This is a genomic window from Cupriavidus pauculus (genome assembly GCF_003854935.1).
GTDB classification, from domain to species: Bacteria; Pseudomonadota; Gammaproteobacteria; order Burkholderiales; family Burkholderiaceae; genus Cupriavidus; species Cupriavidus pauculus_C.
Window position 1 is genome coordinate 1,539,737 of the sequence record NZ_CP033969.1, and the last position, 17,647, is coordinate 1,557,383.

The 17,647-nt window shown below is 68.1% G+C and carries 17 protein-coding genes and 1 tRNA gene; 8 read left to right on the forward strand and 10 right to left on the reverse strand.

What is annotated here, in order from left to right; all coding sequences use genetic code 11:
• Positions 1 to 15: 15 nt before the first annotated feature.
• The 4 genes from aspT to EHF44_RS08810 form a co-directional block, all read right to left on the reverse strand.
• Complete coding sequence (aspT, locus tag EHF44_RS08795; protein WP_124683394.1) at positions 16 to 1,701, reverse strand: aspartate-alanine antiporter; 1,686 nt, start codon at positions 1,699 to 1,701, stop codon at positions 16 to 18.
• 352 nt (positions 1,702 to 2,053) lie between these two features.
• Entirely contained in the window at positions 2,054 to 2,803 is a 750-nt protein-coding gene (locus tag EHF44_RS08800) for a M48 family metallopeptidase (RefSeq protein WP_124683395.1), read from the reverse strand.
• A 203-nt stretch (positions 2,804 to 3,006) separates the two neighbouring features.
• Positions 3,007 to 3,091: transfer RNA gene (locus tag EHF44_RS08805), tRNA-Leu, on the reverse strand.
• Positions 3,092 to 3,188: 97 nt separating this feature from the next.
• Positions 3,189 to 3,551, reverse strand: coding sequence for an HNH endonuclease (locus tag EHF44_RS08810; RefSeq protein ID WP_124683396.1), 363 nt, complete (start codon positions 3,549 to 3,551; stop codon positions 3,189 to 3,191).
• Between the two features lie 100 nt (positions 3,552 to 3,651).
• Here EHF44_RS08810 and EHF44_RS08815 point away from each other — a divergent pair, with 100 nt between their 5' ends.
• A complete protein-coding gene (locus tag EHF44_RS08815; protein ID WP_124683397.1) occupies positions 3,652 to 4,590 on the forward strand; it encodes an alpha/beta hydrolase in 939 nt (312 codons plus the stop codon).
• Positions 4,591 to 4,605: 15 nt separating this feature from the next.
• On the opposite strand, the gene EHF44_RS08820 is transcribed toward EHF44_RS08815, so the two are convergent.
• The 3 genes from EHF44_RS08820 to EHF44_RS08830 are packed head-to-tail and all read right to left on the reverse strand — an operon-like array spanning position 4,606 to position 7,636.
• Positions 4,606 to 5,475, reverse strand: a complete 870-nt coding sequence (locus EHF44_RS08820; protein WP_124683398.1) for an NAD(P)-dependent oxidoreductase — start codon at positions 5,473 to 5,475, stop codon at positions 4,606 to 4,608.
• A gap of 45 nt (positions 5,476 to 5,520) precedes the next feature.
• On the reverse strand, positions 5,521 to 6,672 hold the full coding sequence (locus tag EHF44_RS08825) for a methyltransferase (protein WP_124683399.1): 1,152 nt from the start codon (positions 6,670 to 6,672) through the stop codon (positions 5,521 to 5,523).
• Between the two features lie 22 nt (positions 6,673 to 6,694).
• Positions 6,695 to 7,636, reverse strand: coding sequence for a CysB family HTH-type transcriptional regulator (locus EHF44_RS08830; protein WP_124683400.1), 942 nt, complete (start codon positions 7,634 to 7,636; stop codon positions 6,695 to 6,697).
• Positions 7,637 to 7,808: 172 nt separating this feature from the next.
• On the opposite strand from EHF44_RS08830, the gene EHF44_RS08835 reads away from it, so the two are divergent.
• From EHF44_RS08835 to cobA, 7 genes are read left to right on the forward strand one after another with little or no spacing between them, the layout of a single operon-like run.
• Complete coding sequence (locus EHF44_RS08835) at positions 7,809 to 8,582, forward strand: sulfite exporter TauE/SafE family protein (protein ID WP_124683401.1); 774 nt, start codon at positions 7,809 to 7,811, stop codon at positions 8,580 to 8,582.
• A 31-nt stretch (positions 8,583 to 8,613) separates the two neighbouring features.
• The gene (locus EHF44_RS08840; RefSeq protein ID WP_124683402.1) at positions 8,614 to 10,296 is read left to right on the forward strand and encodes a nitrite/sulfite reductase; all 1,683 of its coding nucleotides are present in this window, start codon (positions 8,614 to 8,616) and stop codon (positions 10,294 to 10,296) included.
• A 12-nt stretch (positions 10,297 to 10,308) separates the two neighbouring features.
• Entirely contained in the window at positions 10,309 to 10,887 is a 579-nt protein-coding gene (locus EHF44_RS08845) for a DUF934 domain-containing protein (protein WP_124683403.1), read from the forward strand.
• Entirely contained in the window at positions 10,884 to 11,690 is an 807-nt protein-coding gene (locus EHF44_RS08850; protein WP_124683404.1) for a phosphoadenylyl-sulfate reductase, read from the forward strand. The genes EHF44_RS08845 and EHF44_RS08850 overlap by 4 nt, the downstream gene beginning before the upstream one ends.
• Before the next feature lie 26 nt (positions 11,691 to 11,716).
• Positions 11,717 to 12,688, forward strand: coding sequence for a sulfate adenylyltransferase subunit CysD (cysD, locus tag EHF44_RS08855; protein WP_124685041.1), 972 nt, complete (start codon positions 11,717 to 11,719; stop codon positions 12,686 to 12,688).
• A gap of 25 nt (positions 12,689 to 12,713) precedes the next feature.
• Positions 12,714 to 14,018, forward strand: coding sequence for a sulfate adenylyltransferase subunit 1 (locus tag EHF44_RS08860; protein WP_124683405.1), 1,305 nt, complete (start codon positions 12,714 to 12,716; stop codon positions 14,016 to 14,018).
• 39 nt (positions 14,019 to 14,057) lie between these two features.
• Positions 14,058 to 14,831: a uroporphyrinogen-III C-methyltransferase gene (gene cobA / locus EHF44_RS08865; RefSeq protein ID WP_124683406.1), complete on the forward strand. Its 774-nt coding sequence runs from the start codon at positions 14,058 to 14,060 to the stop codon at positions 14,829 to 14,831.
• A gap of 83 nt (positions 14,832 to 14,914) precedes the next feature.
• Here cobA and EHF44_RS08870 read toward each other — a convergent pair whose 3' ends face one another.
• The 3 genes from EHF44_RS08870 to lptF are packed head-to-tail and all read right to left on the reverse strand — an operon-like array spanning position 14,915 to position 17,603.
• Positions 14,915 to 15,313, reverse strand: coding sequence for a sirohydrochlorin chelatase (locus EHF44_RS08870; protein ID WP_124685042.1), 399 nt, complete (start codon positions 15,311 to 15,313; stop codon positions 14,915 to 14,917).
• A complete protein-coding gene (gene lptG, locus EHF44_RS08875) occupies positions 15,310 to 16,479 on the reverse strand; it encodes an LPS export ABC transporter permease LptG (RefSeq protein WP_124683407.1) in 1,170 nt (389 codons plus the stop codon). Before lptG ends, EHF44_RS08870 begins: the two co-directional genes overlap by 4 nt.
• On the reverse strand, positions 16,476 to 17,603 hold the full coding sequence (lptF, locus tag EHF44_RS08880; RefSeq protein ID WP_124683408.1) for an LPS export ABC transporter permease LptF: 1,128 nt from the start codon (positions 17,601 to 17,603) through the stop codon (positions 16,476 to 16,478). Before lptF ends, lptG begins: the two co-directional genes overlap by 4 nt.
• Positions 17,604 to 17,647 lie beyond the last annotated feature (44 nt).

The window sequence follows — 17,647 nt, forward strand, 5'->3', positions numbered from 1 at the left end:
ATCGGGAAACGGCCATCAGACAAAGCCGACGACCAGGGGGCCAAGCAGCGTCAGCAGGACGTTGGCCAGGGCATAGGTAATGGCGAACGGCACGGTCGGCACGGGGCTTTCGGCCTTGTCGAGGATGCCGCCGAAGGCCGGGTTGGCACTGCGCGAGCCCGACAGCGCGCCGGCCAGCAGCGCGGCGTTGTCGTACTTGAGCACGTAGCGGCCGAAGAACATCGTCAGGAACAGCGGCAGCAGCGTGACCACGGCGCCCAGCAGGAAGATGGTCACGCCGCTGTGGCGCAGCGTGTCCACGGCCTGCAGGCCGGAGTTGATGCCGACGATGGCCACGAACGCGGCCAGGCCAAAGTCCTTCAGCAACTGGCAGGCCGCCGTGGGCATGGCGCCGTACATCGGGTGCTTGGACCGCGCCCAGCCGAACACCAGCCCGGACAGCAGCGCGCCGCCGCCGGCGCCCAGCGTGAGCGGGATCGACCCGATCCGCACCACCAGCAGGCCGATCAGCAGCCCCACCAGCACGCCGGCGCCGAAGTAGACGAAGTCGGTCTTCTCGCTGGGCACCAGTTCATAGCCGGCGCGCTCGGCGGCGCGCTTGGTGTCGGCCGGGGTGCCGTAGAACGTGATGATGTCGCCGTGCTGGAGCTTCAGGTCGGGCAGGATCGGCAGCGGATGGTCGTAGCGCTCGATCCGCTCGAGGTACACGCCGTGGCGCATCTCGCGGCTTACGTTGGCCACGATCTCGCCCAGCGGCTTGTTGTTGAGCCCCTTGCGCGTAAAGACCGCGCGGCGCGTCTGCATCACCATGCCCATGCCGTCGGCGTCGGCCACCTCGTCGCCAATCACCAGGGCGGTCGGCACCATGGCGTCGCGGCGGCCCACCAGCAGCACGATGTCGCCGGCCTCCAGCACGGTGTCCTGGCCAAACTCGATCACCTTGCCGGCGCGCTGCACCTTCTCCACGGTGATCAGGTCCTCGCCGCCCACCTCGATGTCCTTGACCGTCTTGCCGGCCGCCGCGGTCACGCGGAACAGCCGCCCCACCAGCCGCGGCAGTGCGCCGAACTGGCCCGGCCCGAACTGCGGCAGGCCGCCGTGCATGGCCGCTTCCACCTTCTTGGCGTCGGTCTTCAGGTCCGCCTTCATGAAGCGCGGCAGGATGTTGACGCAGACGATGATGGCGCCCAGCGACCCGAACACGTAGGTCACCGCATAGCCGATGGCCACGTTGGCCTGCAGGATCTTGACCTGGTCGGGCGGCAGGCCGAGCTTGGTGATGGCGTCGCCGGCCGTGCCGATGATGGCCGACTGCGTCATGCCGCCGGCCGCCAGCCCCGCCGCGATGCCCTTGTCCAGGTTGAAGATCTTGGCCAGCACCACGACCGTGACAAGCCCCGCCAGGGCCATGAACACGGCCATGGCGATCTCGCGCAGCGAATTGCGGTTCAGCGAGTTGAAGAACTGCGGGCCGCTCTCGTAGCCCACGGCGTAGATGAAGACCGCGAACATCACGGCCTTGACGCCGTTGTCGATCTCCACGCCCACCTGGCTGATGATCACGGCCGCCAGCAGCGACCCGGCCACCCCGCCAAGCTGGAACTTGCCGAACGTGATCTTGCCGATCGCGTAGCCGATGGCCAGCGACAGGAACAGCGCCGACTCGGGCGATTTCTGAAAGATGGTGTGCAACCAGTCCATGGAAACTCCTCTGCGAAACAAAGGCTGAAGGGGCGCGGACCGGCGAGCGCTGCGGCAGCCCGCCCGGCCTGCGGGGCACAGCTACTTCGGCACCGTGGCGAGGGCGCCGGCCATGGCGACGGCAACCGGGCCGAGCAAATGGCAGCAGGACATTGGAGATGGCGTAGGGAATCGTGTAGCCGCCTTGCGGAAGCTCCGCAGGCGTGAGGCATTATCGGTACGCCGCGCCGTGGCGCGTACTGAAAGCTTTTGGTGACGCGTATTAAACGCGTTCAGAAAACAGGGGGGATGAGCGGGGAAGGGAGGGGGCGCCGGCCACGCGACGGTGGCCGGGCGGGGGGCGGCGGGCGCGTTACTTGCCGCTGTTGAGCCGGTCCTGGATGTGCTTGGCGCGGGCCTCGGAGCCCGGGTGCGAGCTGAGCATGCTCGACTTGCCGCCATCGAGCTTGGCCAGCTTCTGGAACGCCGTGACCAGCGCCTGGCGGTTGGCGCCGTTCTTGGTCAGCAGGTCGAACGAGTAGTCGTCGGCCTCGCTTTCCTGACGTTGCGAGAACTGCGCATTGACGAAGGTCTCGCCCAGCTCGCCGATCTGCGACGACGACAGCGCGGTGAGCGTGGCGTTGCCGGTGGACCCCAGCAGCCCGCGCGCGGCGGCCGTGGTGTAGGCCACCTGCATGGCGCGCTTGGTATGGCCCAGCGCCACGTGGCCGATCTCGTGGCCCAGCACGCCGCGCACCTCGTCGTCGGTCATCATGTCCATCAGCCCGCTGTACACGCGCACGCAGCCGTTGGCCATGGCCCAGGCGTTGACGTCCTTGGTCATGTAGACCTTGGCGTCCAGCGGCAGCCCGGTGTTCTTGAGCCCGCTCATGACGTTGACCAGCCGCTTGGCATAGGTGCTGTCGGCCGGGGCCACCTGGTTCTTCTTGTCCATCTCGGCGCAGGACTGGTCGGAAAGCTGCTTGACGTTGGCGTCGGTCAGCGACGCCGCCGAAAACAGGCTGCCGCCGGCCTGGGTCAGGCTGTCCATGTTGGCACCAGCGCAGCCGGCCAGCAGCGCCGCGCAACCTAAGGCCGCGGCAGTAGCAGTAAGGCGATTCATCTTCGGTTCCCTGAAAGCAAGTCGTTGTTGTGACGGAGGCGCTGCGTGAAGGATAAGCATCGACGGGCGCGCGGGCCAGTGGTTTATGTCTGACAAGGCAGGGGCTGCACGGGGATGCGGACGTGCGGCATCGCGAAGGCTGCGGGACGGCGGGGGCGTTACGGTGGCCAGGACGGCCGCGGCGCGCCGGATGGCGCGTGAGGTGGTGCCCGGGGTCGGACTCGAACCGACACGCCTTGCGGCGGGGGATTTTGAGTCCCCTGCGTCTACCTGTTTCACCACCCGGGCATGGGCTGGGCGATGGCCTGGACTGCCCATCGCGCGCTGATGAATCGCGGATTATGCCGGAATTCACCGGGCCGGACAACCGCGCGCCGGGCCGCGCCTAGCGTCCGCGCCGGGCGTTGGTGGTGCGGCTGCGGTCGTAGAAGCCGGGCGGCTTGCGGGCGATCCAGCGGATGAAGTCGGCCATGGCCGGGTGGGTGCGCAGCGCGTCCCAGTCGTGCCACGTGGTGGCCAGTTCGGCCTCGGTGAAGACCGAGTGGATCTTCTGATGGCAGACCCGGTGCATGGCCACCACGGCCCGGCCGCCCCGGCTGCGTGGGACGGGATGGTGCAGGTCGGTGCTGGCGTCGTCGAGCAGCGGCCGGCCGCACAGCGGGCACGTGGCGGCGGCCGGGGCGGGCGCGACATCGGGCGGGCCCGGTTGCGAAACCTTGCCGGCGCGCAGCCGGCGCTTGACGACCATGCGGGGGTCCGGTGAAAACGGGGGGGTCTGGCAGTTGCGGTAGGATAGCGCGCAACCGCCCCACGCGGTGCCGCACCGAATCCACCCGGAGCCGAGAGCCATGTCCGCCCAGCCGACCCTCGATGCCACGCCCGCCGCCAGCCTTGCCAGCCTGGCGGCGTTGCCGTCCCAGGACCCCGCGTTCTACGCCAAGGCGTACAACAATCGCGCCAATGTGCCGGACAATGCCATGCACATGGCCCGCTGGGCGGCGGATTCGGCACTGGCGCGGGCCGGCATGGTCACGTACTTCGAGAACCTGAACTACGGCGATACCGATTCGCCACTTGCCGCCACCGAGACGCTCGACTACTTCCCGGCCGCGCTGCGCGACGACGACGCGCCGCCGCTGCTGGTGTTCCTGCACGGCGGCTACTTCCGCGCGCTGGACAAGCACGACCACAGCTTCGTCGCCAACGTGCCCACGCGGCGCGGGGTGTCGGTGGCCGTGGTCAACTACGCGCTGTGCCCGGCCGTGAGCGTGGAAACCATCGTCTGGCAGGTGATGCAGTCGGTGGCGTGGCTGTACCGCGAGGCCGACCGGCTGGGCCACGATCGCAACCGGATCTTCCTGGCCGGCCATTCGGTGGGCGGGCACCTTGTGACGATGCTGATGGCGGCGCTCTGGCCGCAGTTCGGCGGTGACCTTCCGGTGGACCTGATCAAGGGCGGCCTGTCGATCAGCGGGATCTACGACCTGGAACCGCTGCGCCGCGCCGATTTCCTGCAGGCCGACCTGCAACTGACCGAGGCCGAAGTGGCGCGCCTGTCGCCGGCGTTCATGGCGCCGGCCACGGCCGCGCCGCTGATCACGGCGGTCGGGGCGCTGGAATCGAGCGAGTACCACCGCCAGCACGCGCTGATCCGCGCTGCGTGGCCGGCCAACGTGCGCGAGGACATCGTGCTGGCCGGCCGCCACCATTTCAATGTGATGGACGACCTGATGCGCGACGACAGCGCGCTGTCGCGCGCGCTGCTGGGGATGATCGCCGGGGTCTGAGCCGGCGGCATCGTCCTAGGGCTTGATTTCCAGCACCTTCAGCAGCGACGACGTATCGTCCTTGCCCCAGCCCTGGGCCATCAGCGTATCCAGCTGGGCGGCCGTGGCGCGCATGGCGGGCAGGTCCAGGCCGATCTCGCCGGCGATGTCGGCGGCCAGCCCGAAGTCCTTGGCATGCAGCCGCGATTCGATGCCGGCGCCAAAGTCGCGCGCCACCATCTTCGGTCCCATCATGTCCAGCATGCGGCTGCCGGCAAAGCCGGTCGACAGCGCCTGGAACACCTTGCCGGTATCCACGCCCTGGGCGCCCGCAAAGCGCATGGCCTCGGCGATCCCCTCGATGTTCACCACCTGCGCGATCTGGTTGCAGAGCTTGGCCACCTGGCCGGCGCCGTGGTCGCCGATATGGGTGATGGTCTTGCCGATGCATGCCAGCAGCGGGCGTACCCGCTCCAGGTGCTCGGCCTTGCCGCCGACCATGATCGTCAGCGTGCCGGCCTGCGCGCCCATCGTGCCACCCGAGACCGGGCAGTCGAGCGCCGCGATGCCGCGCGCGGCCAGCGCCTGGGCAATCTCGCGCGTGACGATGGGCGAGATCGTGCTGTGGTCGACGCAGATCGTGCCCGGCGCGGCGCCTTCGATCACGCCGTCGCGGCCCAGCAGCACCTCACGGACATCCTCGGACGAGGTGACGTTGGTGAACACCACCTCGGCGCCGCGTGCGGCCTCGGCCGGCGTGAAGAACGGTTCGGCGCCCAGCGCGCGCGCCGCGTCGGCGGCCTCGGGGCGGCGGACGAAGGCGCGCACGGTATGCCCGGCGCGGATCAGGTGACCGGCCATCGGCGCGCCCATGGCGCCCAGGCCGATAAAAGCCACGGTAGTCATCAATGCTTCCTCGGGTGGTCTCGGGTGGGTCTTGAGGGGTGGGCGCTACTTCGCGGCCAGCCGCCACAGCGACGTGACCTCGGCCTTGCGGGCCGCGTGCAACGGGTCATCGGCGTCGGTGGACTTGGGATGCTTGGGGCGGATGTGGGCACGGCCCAGCACCTTGAGCCCGGCTGCGTCGATCCATCCCAGCAACTCGTCGCGCGTGCGCAGGCCCAGGTGCTCGGCAAAGTCGGACAGGATCAGCCAGCCCTGGCCGCCCGGTTCCAGGTGCGCCGCCAGCCCGTCCAGGAAGCCGCGCAGCATGCGGCTGTCCGGATCGAACACGGCGTGCTCGATGGGCGAACTCGGCCGCGCCGGCACCCACGGCGGGTTGCAGACGATCAGCGGCGCGCGGCCTTCGGGGAACAGGTTGGCGTCGACGATCTCCACGTGCTGCGCCAGGCCCAGCCGGTCGATGTTCTCGCGCGCGCAGGCCAGCGCGCGGGGGTCCTGGTCGGTGCCGACCACGCGCCGGACGCCGCGCTGCGCGAGCAGCGCCGCCAGCACGCCAGTACCGGTGCCGACGTCGAAGGCCAGCGCCTTCGACGGCAGGTCCTGCCGCGCCACCAGTTCCAGGTACTCGCCGCGCACCGGCGAGAACACGCCGTACCACGGATGGATGCGGTCGCCCAGCAGCGGAATCTCCACGCCCTTGCGGCGCCACTCGTAGGCGCCGATCAGGCCCAGCAGCTCGCGCATCGACGCCACGTAGGGGGCATCGGCCGGGCCGTAGACCTGCTCGCAGGCCTGTTGTACGTCGGGTGCCCGGCGCAGCGGCACCACGTGGCCGGGCTCGAACGGCAGCAGCAGCATGCCCAGCGTGCGGGCGCGCTGGGACTGGGCCAGCCGGTGCTTGTGGAAGGCTTCGGTCAGGCTGGCCGGTGCCTGGGCGGCGCCGCGCGCCTTGCGCTGGGGTTTGCGGTCGACGCGCCGCGCCATGGCCTGCAGCAACTGGCGCGCGTTCTGGAAGTCGCCGCGCCAGAGCAGGGCGGTGCCTTCGCTGGCCAGCCGGTAGGCGGTATCGGCCGCCATCTGGTCGTCGGCCACCACCACGCGCCGGGGCGGCGGCAGGCCGGCTTCGGACCGCCACAGCGCGCTGCGCTCGGCGCCGTCCTCGGACCAGTGGAGGCGGGGAGGGGAATCGGATACGGACATATCTATATAGAGGAGGGCCGGCTTACAGCTCGTAAGCCTCGTGGTCGCCGGACATCGCCTGCTCCACGAGCTTGCGGTTCAGGGTCGGCGAGAACAGTTCGATGAAGGTATAGACGAAGCTGCGCAGGTAGGCGCCCTGCTTGACGGCCAGGTGCGTGACATTGGTGCCGAACAGGTGGCCGGCGGGCAGGCCGCGCAGGTTGCGGTCGCGCTCGGGGTCGAAGGCCAGCCCGGCCACGATGCCGATGCCCAGGCCAATCTCGACGTAGGTCTTGATCACGTCGGCGTCGATGGCTTCCAGCACGATGTCGGCTTCCAGGTGACGCAGCGCGAACGCCTTGTCGATCTTGGGCCGGCCGGCGAAGTTCACGTCATAGGTGATCAGCGGGTAGGTCGCCAGGTCTTCCAGCGTCAGGTGCTTCTTTTCCAGCAGCGGATGGTCAGGTGGCGTAATCACCATATGCTGCCACTGGTAGCCGGGCAGGGACACCAGCGCCTTGTCGCTGGAGATGCCTTCGGTGGCGATGCCGATGTCGGCCTGGTCGTGCAGGATCATGTCGGCAATCTGCACCGGCGTGCCCTGCTGGATCGACAGCCGCACCTTCGGGTAGCGCTTGGTGAACTCGGCAATCACGCGCGGCAGCGCGTAGCGTGCCTGGGTATGGGTCGTGGCAATGGTGAAGTTGCCCTGGTCCTGCGCAGCGTAGTCCTTGCCCACCCGCTTCAGGCTTTCCACTTCCTGCAGGATCTTCTCGACGGACACCAGGATGCGGCGGCCCGGCTCGGTGAGGCTGCGGATGCGCTTGCCATGCCGTGTGAAGATATCGACACCCAGCTCTTCCTCAAGCTCGATGATGGCCTTCGACACGCCGGGTTGTGATGTGTAAAGCGCTTTTGCCGCTTCCGTCAGGTTGAAGTTCTGCCGGACGGCCTCACGCACGAAGCGAAACTGGTGGAGATTCATATAACTTCGCTCGTATAAACAAACAACTTCTTATTAGTTTGAGATATGAGGCGAGTTTATTACGATTCTCGAACTTTGTTAAACGTTCGCCTGCCCGAATTGCGTCCGCGGCCCGCCTGAAGAGGTGGCGCCGGCACCACCGGCGGCAGGCGCAATCCGATAAGCGTCCCCGATGTCCCTGGCTTTCACCGTTTCCGGTCTGCTGGTAGGTATCCTGGTTGGTCTGACCGGGGTAGGTGGCGGCTCGCTCATGACGCCGCTGCTGACGCTGCTGTTCGGCTTCTCCCCGGCCACTGCCGTGGGCACCGACCTGGCCTTCGCCTCCATTACCAAGGGTTTCGGCACGATCGCGCACCGCGCGCACGGCCACGTGCAGTGGCAGGTGGTGCGCCGCCTGTGCATCGGCAGCCTGCCGGCCGCGCTGGCCGCCATCCTGGTGCTCAAGAGTGCCGGCGAGCTGAACGCCCAGTGGCTGCATGCCATCCGCGTGACGATTGGCGTCTCCGTGCTGCTGACCGTGCTGTCGCTGCTGTTCCGCAAGCAGATGCTGGCGTGGCTGGAACGCAACCCGCGCTACCAGCTGGAAGGCCGCCGCCAGGTGGTGGCCACGATCGTCGTGGGCGCCGTGATCGGCGTGCTGGTGACGGTCTCGTCGATTGGCGCCGGTGCCGTGGGCGCCACGCTGATCCTGCTGCTGTACCCCCATATGAAGCCGGCCGAGGTGGCCGGCACCGATATCGCCTACGCCGTGCCGCTCACGGCCGTGGCCGGGCTGGGCCACGTGTGGCTTGGCACCGTCGACTGGAATCTGCTGCTGGCGCTGCTGGTGGGATCGATCCCCGGCATCTGGCTGGGCGCCCAACTGTCGCGGGCGCTGCCCGAGCGGCTCGTGCGCGCCGCACTGGCGACCACGCTGACGCTCGTCGCCATCAAGCTCGTTTCCTAAGCATCCAACGAATACTGAACGGACCCACACCATGTATCAGTACGATCAATACGACCAGCGCATCGTCCAGGAACGTGTCGCGCAATTCCGCGACCAGGTGCGCCGCCGCCTGTCGGGCGAGCTGACCGAGGAAGAGTTCCTGCCGCTGCGGCTGCAGAACGGCCTGTACATGCAGCGCCACGCCTACATGCTGCGCGTGGCCATTCCGTACGGCCTGCTGGCGTCGAAGCAGCTCCGCATGCTGGCCCACATCGCCCGCAAGTACGACCGCGGCTATGGCCATTTCTCCACGCGCCAGAACATCCAGTACAACTGGATGGAGCTGGAGCAGGTGCCCAACGTGCTGGCGGACCTGGCCAGCGTGGAAATGCACGGCATCCAGACCTCGGGCAACTGCGTGCGCAACATCACGACCGACCAGTTCGCGGGCGTGGCCCCGGACGAGTCCGTGGACCCGCGCGTGCTGGCCGAACTGCTGCGCCAGTGGAGCACGTTCCAGCCGGAATTCGCGTTCCTGCCGCGCAAGTTCAAGATCGCCATCTCGGCCAGCCAGGACGACCGCGCCGTGGTGCAGATGCACGACATCGGCATCTACGCGTACAAGAACGCCGATGGCGAGACGCGCCTGCGCATCCTGGCCGGTGGCGGCCTGGGCCGCACGCCGATCCTGGGCACGATCATCAAGGAAGACCTGCCGTGGCAGCACATGCTGACCTACGTCGAGTCCGCCATCCGCGTCTACAACCGCTACGGCCGCCGCGACAACAAGTACAAGGCCCGCATCAAGATCCTGGTGAAGGCCATCGGCGCCGAGAAGTTCGCCGCCGAGGTGGAAGAAGAGTGGCAGTTCAGCAAGGACGGCCCCGGCACGCTGACGCAGGCCGAGTTCGACCGCGTGGCCCAGTACTTCCAGCCGCCCGCCTATGAAAAGCTGCCGGACACCGACGCGTCGTTCGAGAAGCACCTGCTGGAGAACAAGGCGTTCGCCCGCTGGGTCAGCCGCAACGTGCGCGCGCACCGCGTGACGGGCTACGCGTCGGTGACGCTGTCGACCAAGCCGGGCCCCGTGTCGCCCCCGGGCGATGCCACCGCCGAGCAGATGGAAGCGGTGGCCGACCTGGCCGACCGCTACGGCTACGGCGAGCTGCGCGTGGCGCACGAGCAGAACCTGGTGCTGCCCGACGTGAAGAAGAAGGACCTGTTCGCGCTGTGGGAAGCGGCCCGCAAGGCCGGCCTGGCCACGGCCAACATCGGCCTGCTGACCGACATCATCGCCTGCCCGGGCGGCGACTTCTGCTCGCTGGCCAACGCCAAGTCGATCCCGATCGCGCTGGCCATCCAGGAACGGTTTGACGACCTGGACTACGTGCATGACCTGGGCGAGGTGTCGCTGAACATCTCGGGCTGCATCAACGCCTGCGGCCACCACCACGTCGGCAACATCGGCGTGCTCGGCGTCGACAAGGACGGCTCCGAGTGGTACCAGGTAACGCTGGGCGGCGCCCAGGGCAACCAGTCGGCGATCGGCAAGGTGATTGGCCCGTCGTTCAGCGCCGAGGAAATGCCCGAGGTGGTGACCCGCATCATCGACACGTTCGTGGCCAACCGTGCCGGCGACGAGCGCTTCATCGAGACGTTCGCCCGCATCGGCATCGCCCCGTTCAAGGAGCGCGTGTACGCCGACAAGCAGCGCGAAGAGCGCGCCGAAGCCTGAAAGAGACCGAACATGGCAAAGATCATTCAACTGCAACGCGACGACGCAGGCCAATTCCGTCCCGTCATCGTCGAAGACCACTGGACCGTGCTGCGCGCCACCGACGAGCAGCCGCTGGACGCCGCGCGCATTGCCGCCGTGGCACAGGGCGCCGACGCCGTGCTGTTCCCGCTGTCCGTGTGGAAGGACAACCAGGCGCTGCTGGCCGGCCGCGACAAGGCTGTCACCGGCGTGTGGCTGGCCCCCGAGGACGAACCCGCCGATGCGCAGCCGCTGTTCGACCAGGTGTCGGTCGTCGCGGTCGACTTCCCGGTGTTCCGCGATGGCCGCGGCTTCTCGTCGGCCTACCTGCTGCGCACCCGCTACGGCTGGACCGGCCAGCTCCGCGCCATCGGCGACGTGCTGCGCGATCAGCTCAACTTCATGAAGCGCTGCGGCTTTGACACGTTCGCCGTGCGCGCCGACAAGAACATCGACGACGCGATCAAGGGCTTCACCGAGTTCACGGTGGCGTACCAGGCGTCGGTGGACGAGCCGCTGCCGCTGTTCCGCCGCGCCCGCGCCGACGTGACCGCGCAAGGTTCGGCATGAGCACCATTTCCGAGATCCCCGTGGTCGACGGGGCCGCGCCCCAGGTGTCGTCGCTGCGCCCCCCAGCGCTGTGGACGATGCCGCTGTACATGGGCTCGGTCGAGGCGCTGGAAGCCAAGGAACGCGCGCTGGCCGAGCGGCTGGCGGGCATCGCCGGGCGTTTCTTCCGCGCGCGCTTTGCCACGAGCCTGGCCGCCGAGGACATGGTGCTGACCGACGCGATCCTGCGCGGCACCGACGCCGTGCGCGCCGGCATCCGCGTGTTCACGCTGAACACGGGCCGCCTGCACGCCGAGACGCTGGCGGTGCTGGACGCCGTGCAGACCCGCTACGGCTACACGGTCGAGCAGTTCACGCCGGACCAGGAAGCGGTGGACAACTACGTCCGCAAGCACGGCCTGAACGCGGTCTACGACAGCGTGGACCTGCGCAAGACCTGCTGCGGCATCCGCAAGGTGGAGCCGCTGAACCGCGCGCTGTCGCACGCCGACGCGTGGATGACTGGCCAGCGCCGCGAGCAGGCCGTGACGCGCGCCGAGCTGCCGTTCGAGGAACTGGACGAGGCGCGCGGCATCCCCAAGTTCAACCCGCTGGCCGACTGGACCGAGGCCGAGGTCTGGGCCTACCTGACGCGCCACGACGTGCCGGTCAACGCGCTGCACGCCAAGGGCTACCCGAGCATCGGCTGCGAGCCGTGCACGCGGGCCGTGAAGGCGGGCGAGGATGTGCGGGCGGGGCGCTGGTGGTGGGAGTCGAAGGACTCGAAAGAGTGCGGGCTCCACGAGCAGAACATCAAGCATTGAACGAATTACCAGAGGCCGATAACGACATGGGCATCATGAACGACATCGCAGACGCAGGCGTGGCCGCCAACGTGGAACACCTGCTGCAGGTCCAGAACGACCACCTCGACCGGCTGGAAGCCGAGTCGATCTACATCATCCGCGAGGTGGTGGCCGAGTGCCGCAACCCGGCGCTGCTGTTCTCGGGCGGCAAGGACTCGATCGTCATGCTGCACCTGGCGCTGAAGGCGTTCCGCCTGGGCGACCGCAAGGTGGAGCTGCCGTTCCCGCTGGTCCACATCGACACCGGCCACAACTACCCCGAGGTCATCGCCTTCCGCGACCAGCGCGTGGCGGAACTGGGCGCGCGGCTGGTGGTGGGCCATGTCGAGGACTCCATCAAGCGCGGCACCGTGCGGCTGCGCAAGGAAACCGATTCGCGCAACGCCGCGCAGGCCGTGACGCTGCTGGAAACCATCGAGGCGCACAAGTTCGACGCGCTGATGGGCGGTGCCCGCCGCGACGAGGAAAAGGCGCGCGCCAAGGAGCGGATCTTCTCGTTCCGCGACGAGTTCGGCCAGTGGGACCCGAAGGCCCAGCGCCCCGAGCTGTGGAGCCTGTACAACGCCCGCATGGCCGCCGGCGAGCAGATGCGCGTGTTCCCGATCTCGAACTGGACGGAACTGGACGTGTGGCAGTACATCGCCCGCGAGAACCTGGCGCTGCCGCCGATCTACTACGCGCACGAGCGCGAAGTGGTGCGCAAGAACGGCCTGCTGGTGCCCGTGACGCCGATCACGCCCAAGCAGGACGGCGACGTCAGCGAGGTGCTGTCGGTCCGCTTCCGCACCGTGGGCGACATCAGCTGCACCTGCCCCGTGGCCAGCACCGCGGCCTCGCCGGTCGAGATCATCGCCGAGACGGCCGTGACCGAGATTACCGAGCGCGGCGCCACGCGGATGGACGACCAGACCAGCGAAGCGTCGATGGAACGCCGCAAGAAGGAAGGCTACTTCTAAGCCGATGCCGCAGAGGAACACGAACATGTCTCAATATTCGCAACACCAGGGCCTGCTGCGCTTCATCACGGCGGGTTCCGTCGACGACGGCAAGAGCACGCTGATCGGCCGCCTGCTGTTCGACAGCAAGGCCGTGCTGTCCGACCAGTTGACCGCGCTGGCCAACGCTAAGAACAAGCGCACGGCTGGCGAGGAGATCGACTTCTCGCTGCTGACCGACGGCTTGGAGGCCGAGCGCGAGCAGGGCATCACGATTGACGTGGCGTACCGCTATTTCTCCACGGCGCGCCGCAAGTTCATCATCGCCGATACGCCGGGCCACGAGCAGTACACGCGCAACATGGTGACGGGCGCGTCGACGGCGCACGCGGCCATCGTGCTGGTGGACGCCACGCGCGTCACCGTGACCGGCGGCCGTGCCGAGCTGCTGGCGCAGACCAAGCGCCACTCGGCGATCCTGAAGCTGCTGGAGATCCAGCACGTGATCGTCGCCGTGAACAAGATGGACCTCGTGGAATACAGCGAGCAGCGCTTCAACGAGATCCGCGCCGCCTACGCCGAGCTGGCAAACCAGCTTGGCCTGAAGGACGTGGTCTACGTGCCGGTGTCGGCGCTGCGTGGCGACAACATCGTCCACGCCAGCGACGCCATGCCGTGGTACCAGGGCGAGCCGCTGCTGCCGCTGCTGGAGGCGCTGCCGGTGGAAGACGTGGCGCCCGAGGGCGACGCGGCGCTGCGCTTTCCGGTGCAACTGGTGGTGCGCCAGGACGGCGCCGCCGCTGACGACTTCCGCGGCTATGCCGGCCGCGTGGAAGCCGGCACGGTGCGCGTGGGCCAGAAGCTGCGCGTGCTGCCCGCCAACCGCGAGGCCGTGGTGGCCGAGGTGCTGACGCCGAACGGCGCGGCCGATTCGGCCAACGCCGGCGACACCATCACGGTGCGCCTGTCCGAGGACGTCGATGTGTCACGCGGTGACATGTTCGTGGCGGCCGACGCCACGGCGGCTTCGGCCAAGAAGCTGACGGCCGACCTGTGCTGGTTCGATGACGAATCGCTGAACCCGTCGCGCAAGTACGTGCTCAAGCACACCACGGCCAGCGTGTTCGCGCGCGTGTCGGCGGTGGATCGCGTGCTGGACGTGCACACGCTGTCGCACGAGACCGGCCGCCACGACATCCGCCTGAACGACATCGGATCGGTGCAGCTGTCGCTGCAGAAGCCCATTGTCTGCGACACCTACGGCGACAACCCGGCCACGGGCGCCTTCGTGCTGATCGACGAGGCCACCAATCACACGGTGGCGGCGGGCATGATCCGTGCGTATGCCTGATATCGTCCCGAACGGACAGCAATGGTAATGGTGGTGCAGATGAACACGCGCAAGGCAACCTCGACCGGCAAGGTGTACCTGATTGGTGCAGGCCCCGGTGCGGCCGACCTCATTACGGTGCGCGGTGCCCGCTTGCTGGGCGAAGCCCAGGTCGTGCTGCACGACGCGCTGGTGTCGCCCGAGATGCTGGCCTGGTGCCCCCAGGCCGAGCTGATCGAGGTGGGCAAGCGCTGCGGGCAGCGCTCGACGGCGCAGCTGTTCATCAACCGCCAGATTGTCGACCTGGCCGGCAAGTACGAGCGCGTGGTGCGGCTCAAGGGCGGCGACCCGATGCTGTTCGGCCGCGCCGACGAGGAACTGCAGGCGCTGGAGGCCGCGGGCATCGCGTACGAGGTGGTGCCCGGCATCACGGCGGCGCTGGCCGCCGCCAGCGCCATCGCCCGGCCGCTGACCCGGCGCGGCGTGTCGCGCAGCGTGGCATTCGCCACCCAGGCCAAGGCTGCCGATGCAGTGGACGTCGAGGCCGACGTCAAGGCCGACACCATCGTCTACTACATGGGCCGGGACCAGGCCGCCAACATCGCCGCCCAGCTCATCGCGCGTGGCAAGCCGGCGTCCACGCCTGCCTGGGTGGTGGAAGCCGCCACCACGCCGCGCCAGCGCAGCCACCAGTTCACGCTGCGCGAGATGGCCGCCGGCGAGGCCGCGCGCTGGATGGACCCGGTGCAGCCCAGCCTGCTGATGATCGGCGAGGCCCTGGGGACCCGCGCGACCGAGGTGGCGGAAACGGTAGCGGTGGACCGGGCGGCGTAACGCCGCCACGGCGGTAAAACAAAAAAGGCCAGGGGAATCCTGGCCTTTTTGCTTGCTGGGGCTCGCTGCGGCGTGCGGGATGGCTAGGGTTGCGCCCCGTTGCCGGGAGAGACGGCCTGCGCGCAGTAGGCCGCCATCGCGTCGACCACCACATCGGCCTCGCCCACCGCCGTGGCCACGCCGATATCCACGCCCGGATGGCGCGCCCGGCATTCCTCGACCAGCAGCGGGAAATCGCGCCGCAGATGCCCGCCCTGGCCCAGGAACACGGGCACCACCGTCACCGCGTCGATGCCCTCGGCAGCCAGCGCGTCGATGGCCTCCGCCAGCGACGGCGCCATCAGCTCCAGGAAGGCCAGCCGCACCACGCAATCGGGCCGCAGTGCCGACAGCCTGGCATGCAGCCGGTCGAACGGCTCGCGCCAGCGCGGGTCGCGCGCGCCGTGGCCAAAGAGGACGATGGCTTGCCGCATGGCGCTCAGTGCCGGTCGACCCAGCGCAGCGACGTCAGCGCGATGGTCAAGTACAGCGTGCCCGGCACCAGCGCCGAGACAATCGGCGGCCAGGTGTGCAGCAGGCCGACGTGCGAGAACAGCGTGTTCGCCAGGTGGAACGACAGCCCCAGCATGATGCCGCCGAACACCTTGACGCCCACCGCGCCGGCGCGCGCGTGCAGGTAGGCGAAGGGCAGGGCCAGCGCCACCATCACGAACAGCGTCAGCGGATAGACCACCTTCTTCCAGAACGCGATCTCGTAGCGCTGTGTGTCCTGCTTGTTGTCGCGCAGGTGGCGGATGTAGCGGAACAGGTCCAGCGTCGACATCCGCTCGGGCGTCACCAGCAGCACCGACAGGATCTGCGGCGTCAGCTCGGAATGCATGACCATGTTCGGGAACAGCGCCTGCTCGGCCCGGAAATCGGGCGCCAGCGCGTCGCGCTTGGCCGGGGCGGGCGCCGCCGCGCCGTCGCGCAGTTCCACGAAGCGCGTCTCGTTGACGTCGTTCAACTGCCATTGCTGGCCGCCCTGGTAGCGCCCTTCCTTGGCCACGCGGATCACGCGCAGGCGGTAGTCCTGGTCGAACTCGTAGATCGTGATGCCGTTGATCGTCTGGTCCGGGCGCAGACCCTGGACGTTGACGAAACGTGTGATCTCGCCGCCACCCGCGGACGTATCGCGGTCGCGGTCCTTGACCCAGACGCCCGAGCGGAAGCCGGACGATACCGTCGCGCCAATCGCCTGCAGCTTGATCTTCTGCGCGTATTGCTCGGCCGCCGGGCCAATGAATTCGCCGAACACGAACGTGACCAGCGCCAGCGGCACGGCGAGCTTGAACAGCGAGAACAGCGCCTGGCGCGTGTTCAGCCCGGCCACGCGGAAGATCGTGAACTCGGACTGGCTGGCAAGCTGCGAAAACACGTAGATGGCGCTGATCAGCACCGCGATGGGCAGCACCTCGTAGACGCGCGTGGGCGCCTGCAGCATGACGTGGAAGAACGCCACCAGCGACGTATAGCCGCCCTGCACGCTTTCCAGCTCGTTGAGCATGTCGAAGAAGATGAACAGCGACAGCACCGCGAACAGGATGAACGCGAAGACGCCGTAGATCAGCCGCGCAAAATAGCGCTCGTAGACGGCCAGCACCCTCATGCCTGGCCCCCGGCATTGCCATTGGCCTTGCGCTTGAGGCCGAACACGGCCCGCCAGCCGCCCAGGCTGCGGTTCTGCCGGTAGCGGAACAGCATCAGCGCGCACAGGAACACCAGCACGTGCAGCGGGATCAGCGCCATCCAGAACGAGAGCGACCCCGACCGCACCCAGGCCTGCGCCAGGTTGATCGTGTTGCTGTAGGTCAGGTAGATCAGCACAGCGAACACCAGCGGCGTGTAGCGGCCAAGCCGCGGGTTCACGTAGGCCAGCGGGATGGCGATCATCACGAAGTTGAAGGCCAGGATCGGCAGCGACACGCGCCAGAGCAGCTCGGCCATGTTGTCGCGGGTGGGGTTGCGGAGCAGATCTATGGTGTCGCGGCTCTTGGCGGGCAGGTCGGCCTCGGTCTCGGGCGGCTTGTTGTCGACCTTGACCGCGTACTTATCGAATTCCAGGATCCGATAGTTGAGCTGGCCCGGCACGCCGGCGTAGCGCCGGCCGTTCTCCATGACCACCAGGCGGTCGCCGTTGGGCTGGGTCTCGAACTGGCCCTGGTGCGACAGCGCCACGCCGATCTTGCCGGCCTCGGAATTGGCCACGAACACGTTGCGGGCGTGCTTCATGTCGGCGTCGATGCCCTCGATGAACAGCACGTAGTTGCCGTTGGCGGGCTCGATGAAGCGGCCCGAGGCGATCATCGACAGCACGCCGCGCTGCTGGAACCGGTCCCGGAACAGCGCGCTCTGCTGGTTGGCCCACGGCCAGGCGAACATGCCCAGCAGCAGCGCCATGATGAAGAACGGGGTGGCGAACTGCAGCACCGGCTTGACCAGGTCGCGCAGCGAGATGCCGGCCGAGAACCACACCACCATCTCCGAATCCTTGTACCAGCGGGTCAGGACGATCAGGGTGGAGATGAACAGCGTGGCCGACAGCAGGATCGACAGGTAGCCAATGGTGGCCAGGCCGATCAGCATCAGCACGTCGTTGGGGCTGGCCTTGCCGTTGGCGGCCATGCCCAGGATGCGGATCACGAGCGACGTGAGCATGAACGTCAGCATCACCAGGAACACCGCACCGGCGGTGTAGGCAAGCTCGCGTCGCAGGGCTTGTTGAAAAATCATGCGCCAATCGCTTCCGGCTTCCGGCCGGAGCGGGCGATGTGCCG